Source organism: Enterobacter roggenkampii (assembly GCF_001729805.1).
Lineage (GTDB): Bacteria > Pseudomonadota > Gammaproteobacteria > Enterobacterales > Enterobacteriaceae > Enterobacter > Enterobacter roggenkampii.
The window spans coordinates 141,664-162,312 of record NZ_CP017184.1; the positions used below are offsets into that span (position 1 = coordinate 141,664).

Sequence of the window (20,649 nt, forward strand, 5' to 3'; positions counted from 1 at the left end):
GTAGGGTTAATGACAATGAATGGTTAACCAGATGTTATGAGCTAGCAATGGTTTTGTGAGCGCAAATAATGGAATTGTGAACCGGGGGAGGATTGATTGCGCTATTGGTTGGACCAATTCACGCGAAGGGGAAAAGAGTAGGCCGGGTAAGCGCAGCGCCACCCGGCATGAAATCAGAACGCCGTCTTACAAAAACCCGTCATCTCTTTCAGGCCCATTTCGCGGCCAAGCTCGGTCATCGGGTGAACCACCACCAGACCACGGACGCTTTTCTTCAGCTTGCCCATGTCGGCCTGCTCTTTTTTGGTGATCGCACGGCGGTGCGGCATGTTCATCAGCTTCTGCGCTTCTTTGCTCAGCTTCTGACCTTTGACCTCGCGCAGGCGCTCGATCTCCGCTTCCAGCTTTGCGGTCTCTTTTTCAAGCTCGGCATATTTCTCGGCGGAATCGACCAGCGACAGGCCCGCCATCTGATGGCGGATGAGATCCAGGCGGTCGCTCAGGCGTTTAATTTCGTTCTTTTCGACTTCTTTCATGACAAATAACTCTGAAAACGGGGAATTTACAGGGAAGGATACACCAATGTGAGCAGGCTTACTTCTGAAACGCTTTTTTTAAGCTGATTCGGGAAATCAGCTCAGTCAGGGAAAGGACCATCGTAGAACGGACAACCTGTTGATAACGCAGCTTTTGCATCGCGTAGAGTTCCGGGTCGCTGTTATCAAACTGCGGTGCCGGAGGGAGCGCGGTGACGCAGTGCAGCTCGCCGAACGGCCCCAGGATCTCATCGTCGGTAAAGGTGTATTCGTTACCGTCATGGTTGAGCTCTTCGCGCAGCGCCATTAGCAGCTCCGCATCTTCATACTCTTGTCGGTTCAGCACGCCAAGACCATAAATCAGCTTCAGACGCACGGATAAATCGCCCAGCGGTCCGTCTCCGTCCAGTAACGGTTCTACAGCATATTTTACCGCGTAGTCGTCTTTGCGAAACACCTGAAGCACCAGGATATTCACCGCCTCGGTTAACAGCTCGACGGCGGCAATCAGGAAGCTTCGTACGGTTTTGCCAGCATTCAGACGCTCAAGCACACGATTTTCAAAGGCCTGGGTTTGTTCCATTATTGCCTGCATATCTGACAATCTGTAATCAGGGCGCAGGATTACCTGCGCCGCATTCTGCATCATTTGGTTGCGTTGTATGCGTTAACCGCCTCCACAACCACGTCGCTGTTGGCGTCCAGACCGGAAATCTGCGCCAGCGCAGCCTGCGCGCCCTGGGTATCAATCAGCTGAGCCAGTTCCTGCGCCTGTGGATCCTGCTCGCTGCGGTAGTGCATCGCGGCGGCAATTCCTTTCACCAGGTTGGCGTGCGGCAGACCGTATTCCAGCGTGCCCAGCAGCGGCTTAATCAGGCGGTCGCCCGCGCTCAGCTTACGCAGCGGCTGACGGCCCACGCGCTCAACGTCATCTTTCAGATACGGGTTTTCAAAGCGACCGAGGATTTTCTGGATGTATGCTGCGTGTTTCTCAGCATCAAAACCGTAGCGTTTGATCAGCACCGCGCCGCTCTCTTCCATTGCCCCTTTTACCACCGCGCGGATCTTCTCATCGAGGATCGCGTCACGAATGGTCTGATGACCGGCCAATTTTCCGAGGTACGCGGTTATAGCATGCCCGGTGTTCAGCGTGAAGAGTTTGCGTTCGACAAATGCCATCAGGTTATCGGTTAATTCCATTCCCGGAATAGTAGGCAAGTCGCCTTTAAACTGGGTTTTATCAACGATCCACTCGCTGAAGGTTTCCACGGTCACTTCCAGCGGGTCGTTGGTGGCAGATTCTGACGGCGGAACGATGCGGTCCACGGCGGAATCCACAAAACCGACGTGCGCTTCCACCCAGGCTTTATCTTCATCTGCCACAGCGTTGAGAACGTGGCCTTTCAGCTGCGTGGTGCCGCGCACCATGTTTTCACAGGCGATGATGTTCAGCGGGGTGTCGATACCCTGCGCTTTACGTTTTGCCAGGCCTTTCGCGACCGCAGGGGCGATGCGCTCAAGCACAACCGGGCCCACGGCGGTGGTGACCAGATCGACGCTGGCGATAAGGTCAATAACGTCGTCGCCGATGCTGCTGACCGCGTTGACGCCAGATACTGTCTCAACCTGCTCGTTTTCGCCCACCACATGGACCTGATAGCTATGACGGGCATTCAGGGCATCCAGGACGACCTGATTCACATCGGCGAATGTCAGGGTAATGCCCGCGTCTGCCAGCAGTTTACCGATAAAACCACGACCGATATTACCTGCGCCAAAATGTAATGCTTTCATAGTGTTAACCTTCATCAATGTTTTTACCCGAGAGGGCTGGGGTGAGGAACGTTTTCCCCTCACCCTAGCCCTCTCCCCGGGGGGAGAGGGAGGAGTACCGTTATTTGTTAAGCAGAGCCAGAACTTCTTCAACGCTGGTGGTGTTCGCCAGACGCTCAATAACCGTTTCATCATCCAGCGCGTTGGTCAGGCTGGTAATCACCTGAATGTGCTCGTTGTTGCGAGCGGCGATACCAATTACCAGACGGGCGATGTCATCTTCTTCTTCACCGAAGCGCACGCCCTGCGGGTACTGACAGAATACGACGCCGGTTTTCAGGACGCGATCTTTCGCTTCAACCGTACCGTGCGGCACCGCGATGGATTCGCCCAGATAGGTTGGCGTCAGTTTTTCGCGTTCCAGCATCGCGTCGACATATTCAGGCTGAACGTAGCCGCCTTTCACCAGCTGCTCACCGGCAAAGCGAATCGCGTCTTCTTTGGTGGCCGCGGTACGACCGAGGAAGATGTTTTCCGCACCCAGCTTAAACAGGTGGGCGTTGCTCTCGTCAAAACTGTCCTGCAGGCTGGAGCGCACTTTCACTTCGTTGTCTTCGTGACGCTGCGCGGCAACCAGACGTTCGGTCAGGCTGGTGTACAGGCCGCTGTCGAGGAAGTTGGTCAGCGAAATGTGCTGTGCCTGCGGCACCTGGCGCATGGCGCGTTCGGTCAGATCGCGGTGCGTGATCACCAGGTCAACATCCGGCGGCAGGCTGTTAATGGCGCTGTTGGTCACGGAGATGTTGGTCAGGCCCGCATCCTGCACTTTCTTACGCAGCACGCCTGCACCCATTGCGCTGGAACCCATACCGGCATCACAGGCAACGATGATTTTACGCACGTGGCTCAGGTCGTTAGAAACATCACCTGCTGCCAGTGGCGTTGCGCCTTTGGATTCGGCTTTCATGTCGTGCATACGACGGGTTGCGGCTTCGATGTCATCATCTTCTTTCACTTTGCTGGTTTTCAGCAGGATAGAAGAGACCACGAAGGAGACGGCCATTGCCGCAAAGATAGCTGCGAGGTTCGCGAAATAAGCGCCTTTTGGCGTCATCGCCAGTACCGCCAGGATAGAACCCGGAGAGGCCGGAGAAACCAGACCGCCGCCCAGCACGCTCAGCGTGAACACGCCGGTCATACCGCCGAGGATAACGGCCAGGATCAGACGTGGGTTCATCAGCACGTATGGGAAGTAAATTTCATGGATACCGCCCAGGAAGTGGATGATCGCCGCACCGCCAGCAGACTGTTTTGCGCTGCCACGGCCAAAGAAGATGTACGCCAGCAGTACGCCCATACCCGGACCCGGGTTGGCTTCAATCAGGAAGAAGATGGACTTGCCGAGATCGTGTGACTGCTGAATACCCAGCGGCGAGAAGATACCGTGGTTGATGGCGTTGTTAAGGAACAGGATTTTCGCCGGTTCAACGAAGATCGACGCCAGCGGCAGCATCTCATGCGCCACCATGAAGTTTACGCCTGCCGCCAGAACTTTAGACAGCACTTCAACCGCAGGGCCAATGCCGAGGAACGCCAGAATGGCGAGGATCATCCCGATGATGCCCGCAGAGAAGTTGTTCACCAGCATTTCGAAACCGGATTTGATCTTACCATCAACCCAGACGTCGAATTTCTTAATCGCCCAACCGCCCAGAGGACCGGCAATCATCGCACCGAGGAACATCGGCATATCCGCACCGACGATAACACCCATGGTTGTGATGGCACCCACGACGCCACCACGGTCACCACCCACCAGACGACCCCCGGTGAAACCGATGAGCAGCGGCAGGAGATAGGTAATCATTGGGCCAACAAGTTTCGCCAGCGTTTCGTTAGGCAACCACCCTGTCGGAATGAACAATGCAGTGATGATACCCCACGCGATAAACGCGCCGATATTTGGCATCACCATGTTGCTGAGGAAACGACCAAAGCTTTGAACTTTGATCTTGAAATCGGATGACATAAAACACCCCTTCTTCTGTTTACGCTTAGGCTTATGGCCCGAGGTTTATTGTTAATGAGGCGGCAGAGGTAGCCGGGCCCTGTTCTGATGCTGTGAAATCTGGCACTGAATCGTTCAACTGTCCAGACAGGGAAAATTTATGTGATGCGTGTCACGTAAATGCAGGGGGTAGGGATGTCAATGAAGTGATCTCAATCACAAAATAAGTGGGCAAAAAAAATACGATGGCGAGAAAAAAAGCAAAATCCACCCCTTAGTGTGATTGCCGTCACGTTTTGTCATGACGTGTTTGTTTCTGGATTGTGACTGATTTCACAAAATATTTTTATGCAGATTTCTCCGGCTGTGATCGGCGGCAAACTCTGCTTCGCGTTTCAGCGCCAGGATGATATGGCACGACACGATAAGCTAAAAAACCACTTTTGATGTGTGGTATGGCGAAAAGTTAAAAGGTGGATTACGCTCATATTGTAAGGTTAAGTCTATTATTATTCAGGATATATTTTGACACGCTTATAAACTTGCATGGAGATATTATAAAAACTCATACTCCCCGGCTCGGAAATAGTAAGCACATCCCCGTGTTTATAAAAAAATTAATTAGGTTACGTACCGTTTTATTAATTTAATGAGTTGACGTTGTTTAAGTGAGGAGAATATGTTTCTCAACTATTTTGCGCTGGGCGTATTGATTTTTGTATTTCTGGTTCTCTTTTACGGAATCATCGCCATCCATGATATTCCTTATAATATGGCCAAAAAGCGTAACCATCCGCATGCCGATGCCATTCATACGGCAGGCTGGATTAGCCTGTTTACACTCCATGCCATCTGGCCATTCCTGTGGATTTGGGCCACGCTGTACCGCGAAGATCGCGGCTGGGGCATGCAAAACCACATCACAAAGCCTGATGAAGTTCCGGGCATGGATGCGCTGGCCAAACGCGTGGCGGAACTCGAACAAAAGCTGGCTGCAGTACAGCCCACTGCTGATAAGAACACGCTGGAGCGCTAATCATGGATCTGTTGATTATTTTGACCTACGTGGCATTTGCCTGGGCCATTTTTAAAATATTCCGAATTCCGGTCAACCAGTGGACGCTTGCCACCGCAACATTAGGCGGCGTATTTATTGTTGCCGGTCTTATTCTGTTAATGAACTATAACCATCCGTATACCTTTACGGCGCAAAAAGCGGTTATTTCTATTCCAATCACGCCGCAGGTGACCGGTGTGGTCAGTGAAGTCACGGATAAAAATAACCAGCTTATTAAAAAAGGCGAAGTGTTATTTAAACTGGATCCTGGCCGCTACCAGGCGCGCGTCGACAGACTCCAGGCTGACCTGGTAACCGCGACGCACAATATCGATAACCTGAAAGCGCAGCTGTCGGAAGCGGTTGCCAATACCACACGCGTCTCCGCTGAGCGCGATCGCCTCTATAAAGATTATCAGCGCTACCTGAAAGGCAGTCAGGCGAAGGTGAATCCTTTCTCTGAAAGCGATATTGATAACGCGCGGCAAAACTATCTGGCACAGGATGCCATGGTGAAAGGCTCCGTGGCTGAGCAGGTGCAGATTCAAAGCCAGTTAGACAGCATGGTGAACGGCGAGCAGTCGCAGATTGCTTCGTTACGTGCCCAGCTTGCCGAAGCCAAATATAACCTGGACCAGACCGTAGTGCGTGCGCCGAGCGATGGTTACATCACCCAGGTGCTGATCCGTCCGGGGACCTATGCTGCCGCGCTGCCTCTGCGTCCGGTAATGGTCTTCATTCCTGAACAGAAGCGTCAGATTGTGGCCCAGTTCCGCCAGAACTCGCTGCTGCGTCTGAAACCGGGCGATGAAGCGGAAGTGGTGTTTAACGCCCTGCCGGGCCAGGTATTCTCCGGGAAGCTCACCGCAATTCTGCCGGTGGTGCCGGGGGGAACCTATCAGGCGCAGGGTGCGCTCCAGTCTCTGACGGTCACGCCGGGCACGGATGGCGTGCAGGCCATCATCGAGCTGAGCCCTGACGCTGAAGTCGATGCCCTGCCGGACGGTATCTATGCCCAGGTGGCGGTCTATTCGGACCACTTCGCCCACGTCTCGGTCATGCGTAAAGTACTGCTGCGTATGACCAGCTGGATGCACTACCTCTACCTCGATCACTAATCCTTGCAGGGCAGGAATGCGACATGCAGACCTGCCCTTTTTTCATCGCTTGATCCATACTGACTTTTTTCCGGCATTAAGGATCAGGCAATGAAACTCATCGGCAGCTACACCAGTCCCTTCGTGCGAAAAATCTCGATTCTCCTGCTGGAGAAGGGGATTGAATTTGAATTCGTGAATGAACAGCCTTACAACGCGGAAAACGGCGTTGCGCAGTACAACCCGCTGGGAAAAGTCCCGGCGCTGGTCACGGACGAGGGTGAGTACTGGTTCGATTCCCCAATTATTGCCGAGTACATTGAGCTGCTGGGCGTTGCCCCGGCTATGCTGCCTGCTGACCCAAAAGCGGCGCTGGCGGTGAAGCAGGTCGAAGCCCTGGCCGACGGTATTATGGATGCGGCGTTAACCTCCGTACGGGAACAGGCAAGGCCCGCTGCCCAGCAGTCGGAAACGGAACTGTTACGCCAGCGGGAAAAAATCAGCCGCAGCCTGGACAGGTGTGAACAGCTTATCCGGGAGGGAAAGATCGACACCGACAGCCTGAACCTGGGGACCATCGCCATCGCCTGCGCGATTGGTTATCTCAACTTCCGCCACGTCTCCCCGGGCTGGTGCGTCGACCGTCCGCTGCTGGTGAAGCTTGCAGACACGCTGTTTAGCCGCGAGAGCTTTGCCCGTACCGAACCACCAAAGGCTTGACGCGGGTTATAACACTTCGCCGTCGGAGGCGGTACAATCCCCCCACATGTTAACTCCCTCTCCCGTCGGGAGGGGGGAAGATATTTACTCGCCAGGCGCCTTCATGACTACTCATCATTCGCTGTACAGCCAGATCCCCGCTACCGACCGTCTTCTTCGCGAACCCCGCATTCATGCCGTTGCTGAGCGTTTCGGCCATACCGCGACGGTGGAAATGTTACGCCTGCTTCAGGACGAAGCCCGATGCGCGATTCAGGCAGAAAACGCCTTGCCCGCCTGGTGTAGCGCGTGGGAGCAGGAAGTTGAACAGCGGCTGGATGAGAAGGCGCAAAGCGCATTACGCCCGGTGATAAACCTGACCGGAACCGTGCTGCATACCAACCTGGGGCGCGCGCAGCAGGCGGAAGAGGCCGTTGCCGCAGTCGTGCAGGCCATGCAAGCGCCCGTAACGCTGGAGTACGATCTGGACGGCGCCGGACGCGGGCACCGCGACCGCGCGCTGGCGGAGCTGCTGTGCCAGCTGACCGGCGCGGAAGATGCCTGCATTGTGAATAACAACGCCGCAGCGGTGCTGCTGATGCTGGCGGCCACCGCCAGCGGCAAAGAGGTGGTGGTGTCCCGCGGCGAGCTGGTGGAGATTGGCGGAGCGTTTCGTATTCCTGACGTGATGCGCCAGGCGGGCTGTACGCTGCATGAGGTGGGTACCACTAACCGTACCCATGCGAAAGACTATCGCGCGGCGGTGAATGAAAATACCGCCCTGCTGATGAAGGTCCACACCAGCAATTACCATATTGAAGGCTTCACCAAAACGGTTGAAGAGGCGGAGCTGGCGGCGATTGGGCGCGAATTGAATATACCGGTGATTGCCGATCTCGGCAGCGGCTCGCTGGTGGATCTGAGCCTGTACGGGCTGCCAAAAGAGCCGATGCCGCAAGAGATGATTGCGGCGGGCGTTAGCTTGGTCAGCTTTTCCGGCGACAAACTGCTGGGCGGGCCGCAGGCCGGGATTATCGTCGGCAAGCGCGAGCTGATTGCGCAGCTGCAGCAGCATCCGCTCAAGCGCGCCCTGCGCGCCGATAAAATGACGCTTGCCGCGCTGGAGGCGACGCTGCGGCTCTATCTCCATCCGGAAAAACTGGCTGAGCGCCTGCCCACGCTGCGCCTGTTAAGCCGCGATGCCGCCTCGATTCGAGCCCAGGCCGAATTACTGCTGCCGCGCGTCGCTCCTCACTACCCCGATTTTGACGTTCGCATTGAGTCCTGCCAGTCGCAGATTGGCAGCGGTTCGCTGCCGGTGGACAGGCTGCCGAGTGAGGCGCTGACGTTCACGCCGCGTGACGGGCGCGGTAGCCATCTTGACGCCCTGTCGTCACGCTGGCGTGGCCTGCCGACGCCGGTTCTCGGGCGGATTTACGACGGCCGAATGTGGCTGGATCTGCGCTGCCTTGAAGATGAAGAGCGATTTCTGGAGATGTTGTTGAAATGATTATTGCCACCGCCGGTCACGTTGACCACGGAAAAACCACGTTACTGCAGGCGATTACCGGCGTAAACGCCGACCGCCTGCCGGAAGAGAAAAAGCGCGGCATGACCATCGATCTGGGCTATGCCTACTGGCCCCAGCCTGATGGCCGCGTGCTGGGCTTTATTGATGTGCCGGGGCATGAAAAGTTTCTGTCTAACATGCTGGCGGGCGTGGGCGGCATCGATCATGCCCTGCTGGTGGTGGCCTGCGATGACGGCGTGATGGCGCAAACCCGCGAGCACCTGGCGATCCTGCAGCTAACCGGCAACCCGCAGCTGACCGTGGCGCTGACCAAAGCCGATCGCGTGGATGACGCGCGCGTCAGCGAGGTGCGCGAAACGGTCCAGGCGACACTGCGGGAGTATGGCTTTGCCGATGCATCGCTTTTTGTCACCGTGGCGACAGAAGGGCGTGGTATCGACGAACTTCGCCACCATTTACAGCACCTTTCATCACGCGCTCACGCCAGCCATCACCGCTTTCGTCTGGCGATCGACCGGGCCTTTACCGTAAAAGGTGCGGGGCTGGTCGTAACCGGCACCGCGCTGAGCGGTGAAGTCAGCGTGGGAGATACCCTCTGGCTGACGGGCGTGAATAAACCGATGCGCGTGCGCGGACTGCACGCACAAAACCAGCCCGCTGACCGTGCCCACGCCGGACAACGTATCGCGCTGAACATTGCCGGGGATGCGGAAAAAGAGCAGCTGAACCGCGGAGACTGGCTGCTGGCCGATGCTCCGCCGGAACCGTCTGAACGCGTGATTGTCTCCCTGCAGACACACATACCGTTGACCCAATGGCAGCCGCTGCATATTCATCACGCGGCCAGCCATATCACCGGGCGCGTGTCGCTGCTGGAAAACGACCTTGCCGAGCTGGTATTCGATTCGCCGCTCTGGCTGGCAGACAACGATCGTCTGGTACTGCGTGACATTTCTGCAAGGGAAACGCTGGCGGGGGCGCGCGTGGTGGCGCTTAACCCACCTCGACGCGGCAAGCGTAAGCCGGAATATCTTCAGTGGCTGGCCGCGCTGGCGCAGGCCAAAGAGGATAACGCCGCGCTGCGGGTGCACCTCGATCGCGGGGCGGTGAGTCTGCGTGATTTTGCATGGGCACGCCAGCTGAGCGGGGAAGGCTTACGCCAGCTGACCCAGGAGCCGGGCTTTATACAGGCCGGAGACAGCCTGCTCAATGCCCCGGTTGCTGCGCAATGGCAGCGTAAGATACTGAACACGCTTGCGATTTACCACGAACAGCATCAGGACGAGCCAGGCCCGGGCCGTGAGCGTCTGCGACGCATGGCGCTGCCGATGGAAGACGATGCGCTGGTGCTGCTGCTGATTGAAAACATGCGCGAAAGCGGGGTGATTAAAAGCCACCACGGCTGGCTGCACCTGCCGGATCACAAGGCCGGGTTCACCGCAGATCAGGAGGCGATATGGCAAAAAGTAGCCCCGCTGTTTGGCGATGAGCCGTGGTGGGTTCGGGATCTGGCTCGCGAAACGAATACCGAAGAGCAGCTGATGCGGCAGGTGTTGCGCCATGCGGCGCAGCAGGGGCTAATCGTCGCGATCGTGAAAGATCGTTACTACCGTAACGATCGCATTGTGGCGTTTGCCAACCTGATCCGCGAGCTGGATCAGGCGCGCGGCTCGACCTGCGCAGCGGATTTCCGCGATCGGCTGAACGTGGGCCGCAAGCTGGCGATTCAGATCCTGGAGTATTTCAACCGCATCGGCTTTACCCGCCGTCGCGGTAACGATCATCTGTTGCGCGATTCGTTATTATTTCCTGAAACTCCGTGACCTCCGTCGTAAACACCGTTACCGGTTGGCGAGAAAATCGCCAGCCGGAACTACCCTTGTTGTACACCAACAGCAAGGAGACGGACATGACAAACAATCCTCCCTCATCGCGTATCCAGCCCGGCGAGTATGGTTTTCCCCTCAAGCTGAAGCCCCGTTATGACAACTTTATTGGCGGCGACTGGGTCGCGCCCGTCGACGGCGAATACTATTCCAACCTGACCCCGGTTACCGGCCAGCCGCTGTGCGAGATTGCCAGCTCCGGTAAGCGTGATATCGACCTGGCGCTGGATGCGGCGCACAAAGCGAAAGAGAAATGGGCTCACACCTCCGTGCAGGACCGGGCGGCGATCCTGTTCAAAATCGCCGACCGGATGGAGCAAAATCTGGAGCTGCTGGCGACGGCGGAAACCTGGGATAACGGCAAGCCGATCCGGGAAACGATGGCGGCTGACGTGCCGCTGGCTATCGACCACTTCCGCTATTTTGCCTCCTGTATTCGCGCGCAGGAGGGCGGGATCAGCGAAGTTGACAACGATACCGTGGCGTATCACTTCCACGAACCGCTGGGCGTCGTAGGGCAAATTATTCCGTGGAACTTCCCGCTGCTGATGGCGAGCTGGAAAATGGCGCCCGCGCTGGCGGCCGGAAACTGTATTGTGCTCAAACCGGCGCGTCTGACCCCGCTCTCGGTCCTGCTGCTGATGGAAATCGTTGGCGATCTGCTGCCGCCGGGCGTGATTAACGTGGTCAACGGTGCGGGCGGTGAGATAGGGGAATATCTGGCCACCTCAAAACGGATTGCCAAAGTGGCGTTTACCGGGTCGACGGAGGTGGGCCAGCAGATCATGCAGTACGCCACGCAAAACATCATTCCGGTGACCCTCGAGCTGGGCGGGAAATCCCCGAACATCTTCTTCGAGGACGTGATGGAGGAAGAGGATGCCTTCTTTGATAAAGCCCTGGAAGGGTTTGCGCTGTTTGCGTTTAACCAGGGCGAAGTCTGCACCTGCCCAAGCCGCGCGCTGGTGCAGGAATCCATCTACGAGCGCTTTATGGAGCGGGCCATTCGCCGCGTCGAGTCTATCCGCAGCGGTAACCCGCTCGATAATGTCACCCAGATGGGGGCGCAGGTCTCGCATGGACAGCTGGAAACGATCCTCAACTACATCGACATCGGCAAGAAGGAGGGGGCGGATATTCTCACCGGCGGACGCCGTAAGGTGCTCGGAGGGGATCTGCAGGACGGGTATTACCTTGAGCCGACGATCCTGTTCGGGCAGAACACCATGCGCGTTTTCCAGGAGGAAATCTTCGGACCGGTGCTGGCCGTGACCACCTTTAAAACGATGGAGGAGGCGCTGGCGATTGCCAACGACACGCCGTATGGCCTGGGGGCAGGCGTCTGGAGCCGCAACGGTAATCTGGCCTATAAAATGGGCCGCGGCATTCAGGCCGGACGCGTCTGGACCAACTGCTATCACGCCTATCCGGCACACGCGGCATTTGGCGGTTATAAGCAGTCGGGCATCGGGCGTGAAACCCACAAGATGATGCTGGAGCATTACCAACAGACCAAATGTCTGCTGGTCAGCTATTCCGATAAGCCACTGGGGCTGTTCTAGTCGCCCAGCTCAGGCCGTCCGTGGGCGGCCTGAGCGATTTGCTGGCGCAGGCAGTTCAGTACGCCATCCAGAACGTATTGCACGCGCCAGGGCTGGTATTCGCGTTTGCGGAAGATGGCGGTCAGATCGAGCCACCACTCTTCCTGATGCGGGAAGCAGGGGACGAGCATGCCTTTCGTTAATTCTTTTTTCAGGCTCTCTTTTGGCGCAAAAACAATCCCAAGATTATTTCTTGCCAGCTCCAGGGCCGTCTGCGTATTGTCGCAAATATAATTACCGGTCACCCGGTAGTCATGCACGTCATCGCTGCCGTGCACGCGGAAACGCCAGATGTTGGCTTCATCGACCAGCATGGAGTCAATGAGAATACAGGAGTGATTAATTAAATCTTCAGGTCCGGTTAAGGGATGTTTATTTAAATATTCTACGGTTGCGAAGGCCGTAACGGAATATTGTGTCAAAACGCTGGCCACCAGGCTTTCGTCTTTCGGCTGAGCATAGGTAATTAAAATGTCGCAGTCATCCGGAAAGGTAACGCCTTCTGAAAATTCATTCCGGTCCAGATTGTAGGTTTTCAGGGAGATGCGGATGTCGCCGATGTCTTCTATCTGATGGATCACGTGTCGCGCGAGGTAGGTCACGATACCTGTTGGGGCATAGATCGTCACTTTTCCGCGCTTTTCATGCTTATAATCAGCAATGAAATTAACAAGCTGGCTGTTCTTATCCAGCGTGGCATTCACGTAGGGGAGTAACGCTTCACCAAACTGGGTCAGGGCCAGCTGCCGCGTGGTGCGCTCAAAAACCTTGAGCCCAACCCGCGTTTCAAAATCAGACAGATATTTACTGACGTTGGCCTGCGCCATACCCAGCAGGGCGGCGGCATCACCAATGCTGTGGGTGGCTGCAATGACGGAGATAATTTTTAATTCGCGTGGTTTTAGCTGTAATGTACTCATTATGCACACCCATCTATATGATTTTATATATAATATTATATAAACCGCAGCGTTGCATTGGCAATTTTGTAACCATTATTATGCGCCTCGCTTGTTTGGCATATATATGGATTACATGGAATGACTATTAAATACAATTTACTGATCGCTGCCACGTTATTTGCATCAACGTCTGCCATGGCCGGTGAATTTTCACTTGGTGCGGGGGCTGTATTTAATGAGTCTCCTTACAAAGGCTATAACGAAAATACGACCGCAGTACCGTTGATTAGCTACGAAGGCGATCGTTTCTACGTTCGTCAGACCACGGGCGGATGGATCCTGTGGAAAGATGCAAAAAATGAATTGAGCCTGACCGCAACGTGGATGCCGCTGCATTTCGACCCTGACGATAACGACGATCATCAGATGAAGCAGCTTGATGAGCGTAAAGCATCCGCCTTCCTCGGTGGGGCGTACTACCGCCACGAAAGCTGGGGGTCGCTGAAAGTGGCGGTCTCTGGTGATGCCACGGATGAAAGCGGCGGCGTGATCGGCGAAGTATCGTACTTCCGTCCGATCAAAATGGAGCGCCTGACCCTGACGCCTTCCGTAGGTGTGTTCTACAGCGACGAAAGCTATAACGACTACTACTACGGCGTATCCGGCAGCGAGTCTCGCCGCTCCGGACTGGATCAATACACCGCCGGCGACAGCTGGACGCCATACGTTGGTCTGGCGGCTAAATATCAGTTAACCCAGAAGCTGTATCTCAACGCCAGCGCGGTCTACACCGTGTTGCCTGACGACGTGAAGAACAGCCCGATGATCGACCGCGACGACAGCTTCGCGCTGATGACCGGCCTGACCTGGCGTTTCTGATGCGTTAAAGCCGGGTGGCGGCGTTGCCTTACCCGGCCTACGATCTTGCCTGCAGTGCTGTTCCTTAAAGCCCATCTCAATGCCCGATCACTGCCCGTAGTAGGCATTCGCCCCGTGCTTACGCAGATAATGCTTGTCGAGCAGCTCCTGCTGCATAACCGGAAGCTGCGGTGCGAGCTGGCGAGAGAACAGGCCCATATAGGCGCACTCTTCCAGCACCACGGCATTGTGAACCGCATCGGCCGCGTCTTTACCCCAGGCGAACGGGCCGTGGGAGTGGACCAGCACCGCCGGGATCTGCATCGGGCTAAGATCGCGCTCCTCGAAGGTTTTGATGATCACTTCACCCGTCTGGTATTCGTATTCCCCGGCAATTTCTGCCGAGGTCATCAGGCGCGTGCAGGGGATGGTTCCGTAGAAATAGTCCGCGTGCGTGGTACCCCAGGCCGGTAAATCCAGCCCCGCCTGGGACCAGATAGTGGCGTGGCGCGAATGGGTATGCACGATGCCGCCAATCTCCGGGTAACGACGATACAGCGCAAGATGGGTAGGCGTGTCTGAAGAGGGTTTTTTATTACCCTCGACGGCCTGACCCGTGGCGATATCCACCACCACCATATCCTCCGCCGTCATCACGTCGTATTCCACACCGGACGGTTTAATGATCATCATGCCGCTTTCGCGGTCAACCGCGCTGACGTTGCCCCAGGTAAAGGTCACCAGCTGGTGGGCGGGCAACGCCAGGTTTGCTGCCAGTACCTCGGCTTTAAGTTCGTCTAGCATGTCATGCCTCCTTCCTGCATACGGGCTTCAATCCAGCGGCGCGCCTGGATAATCTCCAGCACCGGCTCTTTTGCTTTTTCGGTCCACATTTCAATCAGAAATGCGCCGCGATAGTTCAGTTGATGGAGCGTGTTAAACACGCCAACGAAATCGACGCAGCCCTCGCCAAACGGCACGTCGCGGAACTGTCCTGGGCTTTGTGCGGTGACGGGTTGGGTATCTTTCAGGTGAATAGCCGCAATGCGGTCAATGCCCAGCGTCAGCTCGGCGGTGACGTCGTTGCCCCACGCGCTCAGGTTGCCGACGTCCGGATAAACGCTGAACCACGGTGAGGCGAGCATGTCGTCCCACTTTTTCCATTTGCTGATGGAGTTCATAAACGCGGTGTCCATAATCTCCACCGCCAGCATCACCTGTGCGGCGGCGGCCTGCTCCACGGCCCACGCCAGCCCGTCGGCAAAGCGCTGTTGCGTCCCCTCGTCATGCGCTTCGTAATAGACGTCATACCCGGCAAGCTGGATGGTGCGAATGCCTAAGTCACGCGCCAGCCTGATGGCTTTGCTCATGATCTCACGGGCGCGTTCGCGCACGGTTTCATCGCGGCTGCCAAACGGGAAGCGACGGTGTGCAGACAAGCACATAGAGGGGATCGCCACGCCGGTTTCCAGCATCGCTTCCACCAGAGAGGCGCGCTGCGTGGTGCTCCAGTCGAGGCGTGATAATCGCTCATCGGTTTCATCGACAGACATCTCGACAAAATCGAACCCGCAGCTTTTCGCCAGTACCAGCCGCTCGGGCCAGGAGAGATCTTTTGGCAGCGCTTTTTCGTAAATACCTAACGGATGCTGACGCATGGTTACGCTCCCCAGATGTCGCGAATGTGCGAATGGAATGCCTGTGCCACCTGCGGCGGATTGGCGGCGCCTGCCAGCGCGCGTCCGGCAATAAAGGCTTTGACGTTGATTTGCTTAAACAGCGGCAGGTCGGCGGGGGTGATACCGCCGGTAATAGAAAGCTGCAAACCGATATCGGAGAGCGCTTTCATTTTTGCGAGATCCTCCTCACCCCACTGCTGGCCGCTCGCCTGTGCGTCACGTCCGCGGTGATAAATGGCCTGCTTCACGCCGATGCGATGCCATGCGCGAGCATCGTCCAGCGTCCAGTGACCAAAGAGCTCCATCTGGATTTCTCCCCCGCGGCGCAGGGCCACCTCGTGGCCGCGTTCCACGGTGGCCAGCGGGGCGGCGCAGATGATGGTCATCCAGTTTGCACCCGCGCCAAATGCCTGCTCTGCCAGCGTTTCTCCGGCATCGGCCACTTTCCAGTCCGCAACGATGATTTTATCCGGGCACTGCTCGCGCAGGGCGCGCACGGCGTTTAGCCCTTCGGTCAGGCACAAAATGGTGCCCGCTTCGACGATATCAACGTGATCGGCAAGCAACGCGACATCACGCTGCGCGGCCTGAAGAGAGGTATGGTCGAGCGCCAGCTGCAGTAATGGTCGGCTCATAGGTTGTTCTCCTTAACTCGGGCGTGATAGCCCTGTAGTGCTGAAATCAGTAGCTGATAGCGCTGATACTTGCGCTGATAGGCCTCATGGGCGCGCATGTCAGGCTCAATGACACGAATGTCGTGTCGGAGGGCGCATTGCGCCGCATGGAAATCGGGATACACGCCGGTGCCGACCAGGGCGGCCAGGGCGGCGCCGGAACAGCCGGTCTCTTCCAATTGCGGCAGTTCAATCGCCAGCCCGCTGACGTCCGCGAGCATTTGCATCCATACCTCCGAATGGGTTGGGCCACCCGTCACGCGCAGGGCATGCACGTGGGTAAAGCGCTCGAGCATGCGGTTGAGGTGGGTCATGTGGCAGAACACCACGCCCTCATAAACCGCCTGCAGCAGGTGCGCGCGCGTGTGTAGCGCCTGCATTCCGTAGAAACCGCTGGTCATCTCCAGCCCGGCGTTGCTGCCATAGAGGAACGGCAGGAAATACACATCGCTTTCGGCTTTCGGCAGGCTGGCGACGGCGTGGTTGATCTCGCTGAACGACATGTCGCCCCACTGCGCGGTGAGCCACTCAAGGTTGCCGGACGAGGTCGGGCTGGCTTCGTGAACGATGTACTGCTGCGGATGCACGTAGCGGCCATAAACGTAGGGGAAGGGTTCGTTGCTGCGAAGCGCACTGGCGATCCCGCTGGTGACGGCCCAGGTGCCCATCACGGCGTTCAGCGTGTGCTCGTCCTGCAGTCCGGCGCAGAGCGCGGTGGAAACCACATCAAACAGTCCCCCCACGACGGGCGTGCCCGCCGCGAGACCGGTCAGGGCGGCTGCCTGAGCGGTGATTTCCCCGCTGATTTCTGCTGAACCGACAATCGGCGGTAGGGCGCCGTCAATCTCGCTGATCCCGAGCCAGCGCGTAAGCTGCGGGTCATACTGCCCGGTATTCATGTTGTAGAGATTGGACTCGGAGATGTTGCTCTCTTCACCGCCTTTCACGCCGGTCAGGCACCAGCGCAGATAGTCGTGCGCCATCATCACGCAGCCAATTTGCTGATACCGCTGCGGCTCGTTCTCTTTGACCCAGCGCAGAAGCGAGGCCGGATGCCCGGTCCACAGCGTCTGGCGCGTATGCGGGTAGAGTTTTTCGGGAATGCCGTCCTGCTGCCAGCGCTGCACAATCTCCAGTGCCCGGCGATCGGAGGAGAGGATGGCGTTGCCCAACGGTTGGTCTTGTTTATCGAGCAGAAACAGCCCCTTACCCTGCGCAGAAATGCCGACCCCATTGATCTGGTTGCCGTTTACGCCTGCATTCTTGAGCAACGCGGCGATGGTGGCGTGGCAGTGCTGCCAGAGCTGATGCATATCCCGCTCAGCGTAGCCCGCTCGCGGGCTGAGCGTGGCAACGGAGCGGCGTTCGATACAAACTTCTTTGCCCTGGCGGGTGTATAAACCGGCTTTTAGATAAGTACCGCCACAATCGATACCCAGCCAGAAGGGCTCTTTTTCACTCATCTTCATCTCGCTTAATTGCCGGGTGGCGCTTCGCTTACCCGGCCTACTGTTCGGTTTTCTCCCTCTCCCCGTGGGAGAGGGCTGTGGTGAGGGCATCAGGCCGCACGCTTATGGGGATTTACCGTGGGATTGGGCTCTGCCCCGGCATCGCATTTCGCCGGCAACAGCAGGGCCAGCAGCGACGCCAGCGCGAGTGAAACGGCCAGGCAGTAGACGCCTGCATCTTTGCTGTACAGGGTGATCAGCACGCCAACGGCATACGGGCCGCAGAAGCCACCGAGGTTACCCAGGGCGTTGATCACGCCGCGCGCGCCACCTGCCATTTCGGCGCTAAACAGTCTTGCCGGTATCGTCCAGAACACCCCCGCGGCGGATTGCAGGAAGAAACCACAGCCCACCAGTGCGGCATAGGCCAGCCAGATGTTTGCTTTCAGGGCAACGGAGAGGAACATGCAGAGCGCGAAGCCAATCAACGGCAGGGAGACAAACAGCTTGCGCTTGCCGGTGCGGTCAGAAAGCGAGGAGAACAGGAACATGCCCGCAATGGCGCCGATGTAGGGCAGGATGGCGAGCATCCCCACCTGACCAATGCTGGTGTGCGTCAGCTCCTTCAGAATGGTCGGCAGCCAGAGGGTGTAACCGTAAATCCCGGTCTGATAGAAGAAATTCAGGGCGATCAGCTGCCACATGGTTTTGTCAGACAGCACCGCGCTGAGCGAGGCATTTTTCACCTCTTTTCCGGCGATGGCCTGCTGTTCAGCCGCCAGCGTTTGTACCAGATAGTTTTTCTCGGCCGCTGAGATCCAGCGGGCTTCCTGCGGACGGTCGTACACGGTGAACGCCCACAGCACCAGCACAACGACGGACATCAGACCTTCAATGATGAACAGCCAGCGCCAGTCAAGTGCGGTAATAATCCAGCCCGACAGCGGGGCGGTGATTATCCCGGCGATGGGTACGAACATGATCACAATTGCGTTGGCGCGACCGCGTTCGGCATCCGGGAACCAGTTGCTGATCATGGTGAGCACAACGGGTAGCATCCCGCCTTCCGCCACGCCGAGTAAGAAGCGCAGCACCAGCAGCTGGTACTGATTCGTCACGAGACCCGTGAGCACCGAGATCACCGCCCAGGCGACCAGTGACCAGCCGATAAATTTCTTGCCGCTACCGTGCACCGCAATCTTGCCGCCGGGTACCTGCAGGAACAGATAGCCGATAAAAAATATGCCGCCCGCGAGGCCTGCCATGGTGGCGGTAATACCTAATTCTTCGTCCATCCCTCCCGGCATTGCAAACGCGATATTCACGCGGTCCATATATGAAATAATACAGGCGATAAGAATAGGAGGAATGATTCTTAGCCAGCGCTGGCGCGGAATGTCCGCATGTAGAGCATGAGTAGAAATATTCATAGTTAATCTCTCAGTAGGTAACCGGAATAAACTTTTCTTATTGTTATTGCGTTGCTTTATTCATTGCGCTGATACCGTCGCGCAAAATGGCGATTCGATGGCTGACATCAGCATTAGCATTTATTTCCAGTAATTTAATACCGGAGAATTTCAACGTTGCGGCGCTCGCCGCAGTAAAGAGTGCTTTTGCACGTTCAGTGGACATCAAACTATCGGCACAGAAGGAAGAAAATGGCGCGTGCAGATCCTGCCATTCACCGTACTCGCCGCTGGTGGTCGTACCCGAGAACATCAAGGCCCCCAGTTTCCCGGCATTAAGCGCGGCCTGAACGTGGTCAAGCGGAAGGGTGGTGTTACGGCCTTCGATGGCCGACCGCGCCCAGTTGATGCAGACGCTGATATCCGTGTCTTTCACCACCTCCAGAACCTGCTCTAAGGGCAGGAAGCCTTTACGGGGTGCGACGCCGGTCATGGCATCGCAGTGTTCCAGCACCAGGTCGCAGCCCCAGTCCCAGCTTGTTATTTCACGGACGGAGCGGGAAAACGCGTCGGTGGCTTGTTCGACCGAGGCATTGCCCGCCTGCGGGGCCGCCTGCATCTCAAGAGCAATCACTTTCCCCGGGAAGCGGGTATTCACGGCGTTAATTTTTTGGTGCAAATGTCGGTAAAAGTCCACGCACGCTTTACGCTGCGCGTCGTCAGCCGAGGCCAGGCCAAATGCGCCGTTGCTGCCGCGGCGGCGCATGGTTTCCATTACTGCCGTGACCACGATTTGCCAGTCCCCCGGGGTATGGCGGAACAGCCATTCGTCACCAAGGGGATGAAGATTTTCAAGGCAAGGCTGTTCCAGCCCGCGAATATTCGGCGTGTCAGAAAGTTCCCGCCAGAAGGTTTGTTCTTCTTGTTCCTCTTTCTGGTGAAACGAGGGTGCGCAGGGGTACGCACCAATAATAAAACCGGTGTTGGTCATTTCGCGTTCCTGTATTTATCAGAAAATTAATCTAATTCGCTGATTGCCACTTTCACCACAATCTTACGAATTGTGGTTTCCTTATTTTTAATACAGGCAGGACGGTGCACATCCTGCGGAAAAAATATGGCATAGCTGCCGGGTATCATTTCGATAAACGACTCATTTTCACTGTTGTGATAAAAAATAATATCGCGCTGTTCCAGCAATGATTCGCTTATTTCGTTATTACCGGTATCAATCGCGATACCGATTTTCTCTTCACCCCAGGCCAGGAATTGGATATCCAGATAGCGGCGATGCACTTCCGGGCGATTCTCGTGCAGATCCTTTGTTGTCAGGTCGAGAACCTGGGCAAAAATGTTGCGACCTTCAATTTCTACTACGCCTGGCTCCAGGGTGGTGAAATCCGTCGTGCGCAGAAAATGAAGGGCTTTTTCAATCGCCCGCGGCAGGCGACACGGATTTGGCTGGGAAATATGTCCGAATATCATGGCCCA

19 protein-coding genes are annotated in these 20,649 nt (G+C 56.6%); 7 read left to right on the plus strand and 12 right to left on the minus strand.

Features of this window, described 5'->3' with window-relative positions:
- Positions 1-173: 173 nt before the first annotated feature.
- The 4 genes from BFV67_RS00630 to BFV67_RS00645 all read right to left on the minus strand — a co-directional run bounded on the left by BFV67_RS00630 (position 174) and on the right by BFV67_RS00645 (position 4,338).
- Positions 174-536, minus strand: a complete 363-nt coding sequence (locus BFV67_RS00630; protein WP_008502724.1) for a YibL family ribosome-associated protein — start codon at positions 534-536, stop codon at positions 174-176.
- Positions 537-594: 58 nt separating this feature from the next.
- Positions 595-1,185 carry a mannitol operon repressor MtlR gene (gene mtlR, locus BFV67_RS00635; protein ID WP_008502725.1) on the minus strand — a complete coding sequence of 197 codons (591 nt, stop codon included), beginning with the start codon at positions 1,183-1,185 and terminating at the stop codon, positions 595-597.
- On the minus strand, positions 1,182-2,330 hold the full coding sequence (mtlD, locus tag BFV67_RS00640; RefSeq protein WP_025910554.1) for a mannitol-1-phosphate 5-dehydrogenase: 1,149 nt from the start codon (positions 2,328-2,330) through the stop codon (positions 1,182-1,184). Before mtlD ends, mtlR begins: the two co-directional genes overlap by 4 nt.
- Positions 2,331-2,430: 100 nt before the next feature.
- Positions 2,431-4,338 (minus strand): PTS mannitol transporter subunit IICBA, encoded by a 1,908-nt coding sequence (locus BFV67_RS00645; protein WP_021242437.1) that lies wholly within the window; start codon positions 4,336-4,338, stop codon positions 2,431-2,433.
- Positions 4,339-4,996: 658 nt separating this feature from the next.
- Between BFV67_RS00645 and BFV67_RS00650 the strand changes: the two genes are divergently transcribed.
- The 6 genes from BFV67_RS00650 (at position 4,997) to aldB (ending at position 12,149) form a co-directional block, all read left to right on the plus strand.
- Positions 4,997-5,353 (plus strand): DUF3302 domain-containing protein, encoded by a 357-nt coding sequence (locus BFV67_RS00650; protein ID WP_008502729.1) that lies wholly within the window; start codon positions 4,997-4,999, stop codon positions 5,351-5,353.
- Positions 5,354-5,355: 2 nt separating this feature from the next.
- Complete coding sequence (locus tag BFV67_RS00655; protein WP_021242439.1) at positions 5,356-6,492, plus strand: HlyD family secretion protein; 1,137 nt, start codon at positions 5,356-5,358, stop codon at positions 6,490-6,492.
- A 90-nt stretch (positions 6,493-6,582) separates the two neighbouring features.
- Positions 6,583-7,191, plus strand: a complete 609-nt coding sequence (locus BFV67_RS00660) for a glutathione S-transferase (protein ID WP_008502731.1) — start codon at positions 6,583-6,585, stop codon at positions 7,189-7,191.
- A 103-nt stretch (positions 7,192-7,294) separates the two neighbouring features.
- Entirely contained in the window at positions 7,295-8,680 is a 1,386-nt protein-coding gene (gene selA / locus BFV67_RS00665) for an L-seryl-tRNA(Sec) selenium transferase (protein ID WP_069597737.1), read from the plus strand.
- The gene (gene selB, locus BFV67_RS00670; RefSeq protein ID WP_045409030.1) at positions 8,677-10,524 is read left to right on the plus strand and encodes a selenocysteine-specific translation elongation factor; all 1,848 of its coding nucleotides are present in this window, start codon (positions 8,677-8,679) and stop codon (positions 10,522-10,524) included. The genes selA and selB overlap by 4 nt, the downstream gene beginning before the upstream one ends.
- Positions 10,525-10,610: 86 nt before the next feature.
- Positions 10,611-12,149, plus strand: coding sequence for an aldehyde dehydrogenase AldB (gene aldB / locus BFV67_RS00675; protein WP_023294820.1), 1,539 nt, complete (start codon positions 10,611-10,613; stop codon positions 12,147-12,149).
- Here aldB and BFV67_RS00680 read toward each other — a convergent pair.
- A complete protein-coding gene (locus BFV67_RS00680; RefSeq protein WP_008502735.1) occupies positions 12,146-13,108 on the minus strand; it encodes a LysR family transcriptional regulator in 963 nt (320 codons plus the stop codon). The genes aldB and BFV67_RS00680 overlap by 4 nt on opposite strands.
- Positions 13,109-13,228: 120 nt before the next feature.
- On the opposite strand from BFV67_RS00680, the gene BFV67_RS00685 reads away from it, so the two are divergent.
- Positions 13,229-13,969, plus strand: a complete 741-nt coding sequence (locus BFV67_RS00685; protein WP_021242443.1) for a MipA/OmpV family protein — start codon at positions 13,229-13,231, stop codon at positions 13,967-13,969.
- An 87-nt stretch (positions 13,970-14,056) separates the two neighbouring features.
- Here the strand turns inward: BFV67_RS00685 and araD are convergent, their stop codons facing one another.
- The 7 genes from araD to BFV67_RS00720 all read right to left on the minus strand — a co-directional run bounded on the left by araD (position 14,057) and on the right by BFV67_RS00720 (position 20,643).
- Positions 14,057-14,752 (minus strand): L-ribulose-5-phosphate 4-epimerase, encoded by a 696-nt coding sequence (gene araD / locus BFV67_RS00690; protein ID WP_032675742.1) that lies wholly within the window; start codon positions 14,750-14,752, stop codon positions 14,057-14,059.
- Positions 14,746-15,606: an L-ribulose-5-phosphate 3-epimerase gene (locus tag BFV67_RS00695; RefSeq protein WP_025910545.1), complete on the minus strand. Its 861-nt coding sequence runs from the start codon at positions 15,604-15,606 to the stop codon at positions 14,746-14,748. The genes araD and BFV67_RS00695 overlap by 7 nt, the downstream gene beginning before the upstream one ends.
- A gap of 2 nt (positions 15,607-15,608) precedes the next feature.
- Positions 15,609-16,262, minus strand: a complete 654-nt coding sequence (gene ulaD, locus BFV67_RS00700; protein ID WP_032654530.1) for a 3-keto-L-gulonate-6-phosphate decarboxylase UlaD — start codon at positions 16,260-16,262, stop codon at positions 15,609-15,611.
- On the minus strand, positions 16,259-17,764 hold the full coding sequence (locus BFV67_RS00705) for an FGGY-family carbohydrate kinase (RefSeq protein WP_069598931.1): 1,506 nt from the start codon (positions 17,762-17,764) through the stop codon (positions 16,259-16,261). Before BFV67_RS00705 ends, ulaD begins: the two co-directional genes overlap by 4 nt.
- A 95-nt stretch (positions 17,765-17,859) precedes the next feature.
- Positions 17,860-19,179, minus strand: coding sequence for an MFS transporter (locus tag BFV67_RS00710; RefSeq protein ID WP_021242448.1), 1,320 nt, complete (start codon positions 19,177-19,179; stop codon positions 17,860-17,862).
- Positions 19,180-19,222: 43 nt separating this feature from the next.
- Entirely contained in the window at positions 19,223-20,149 is a 927-nt protein-coding gene (locus BFV67_RS00715; protein WP_069597738.1) for a DUF4862 family protein, read from the minus strand.
- 26 nt (positions 20,150-20,175) lie between these two features.
- A complete protein-coding gene (locus BFV67_RS00720) occupies positions 20,176-20,643 on the minus strand; it encodes a YhcH/YjgK/YiaL family protein (protein WP_023294828.1) in 468 nt (155 codons plus the stop codon).
- Positions 20,644-20,649 lie beyond the last annotated feature (6 nt).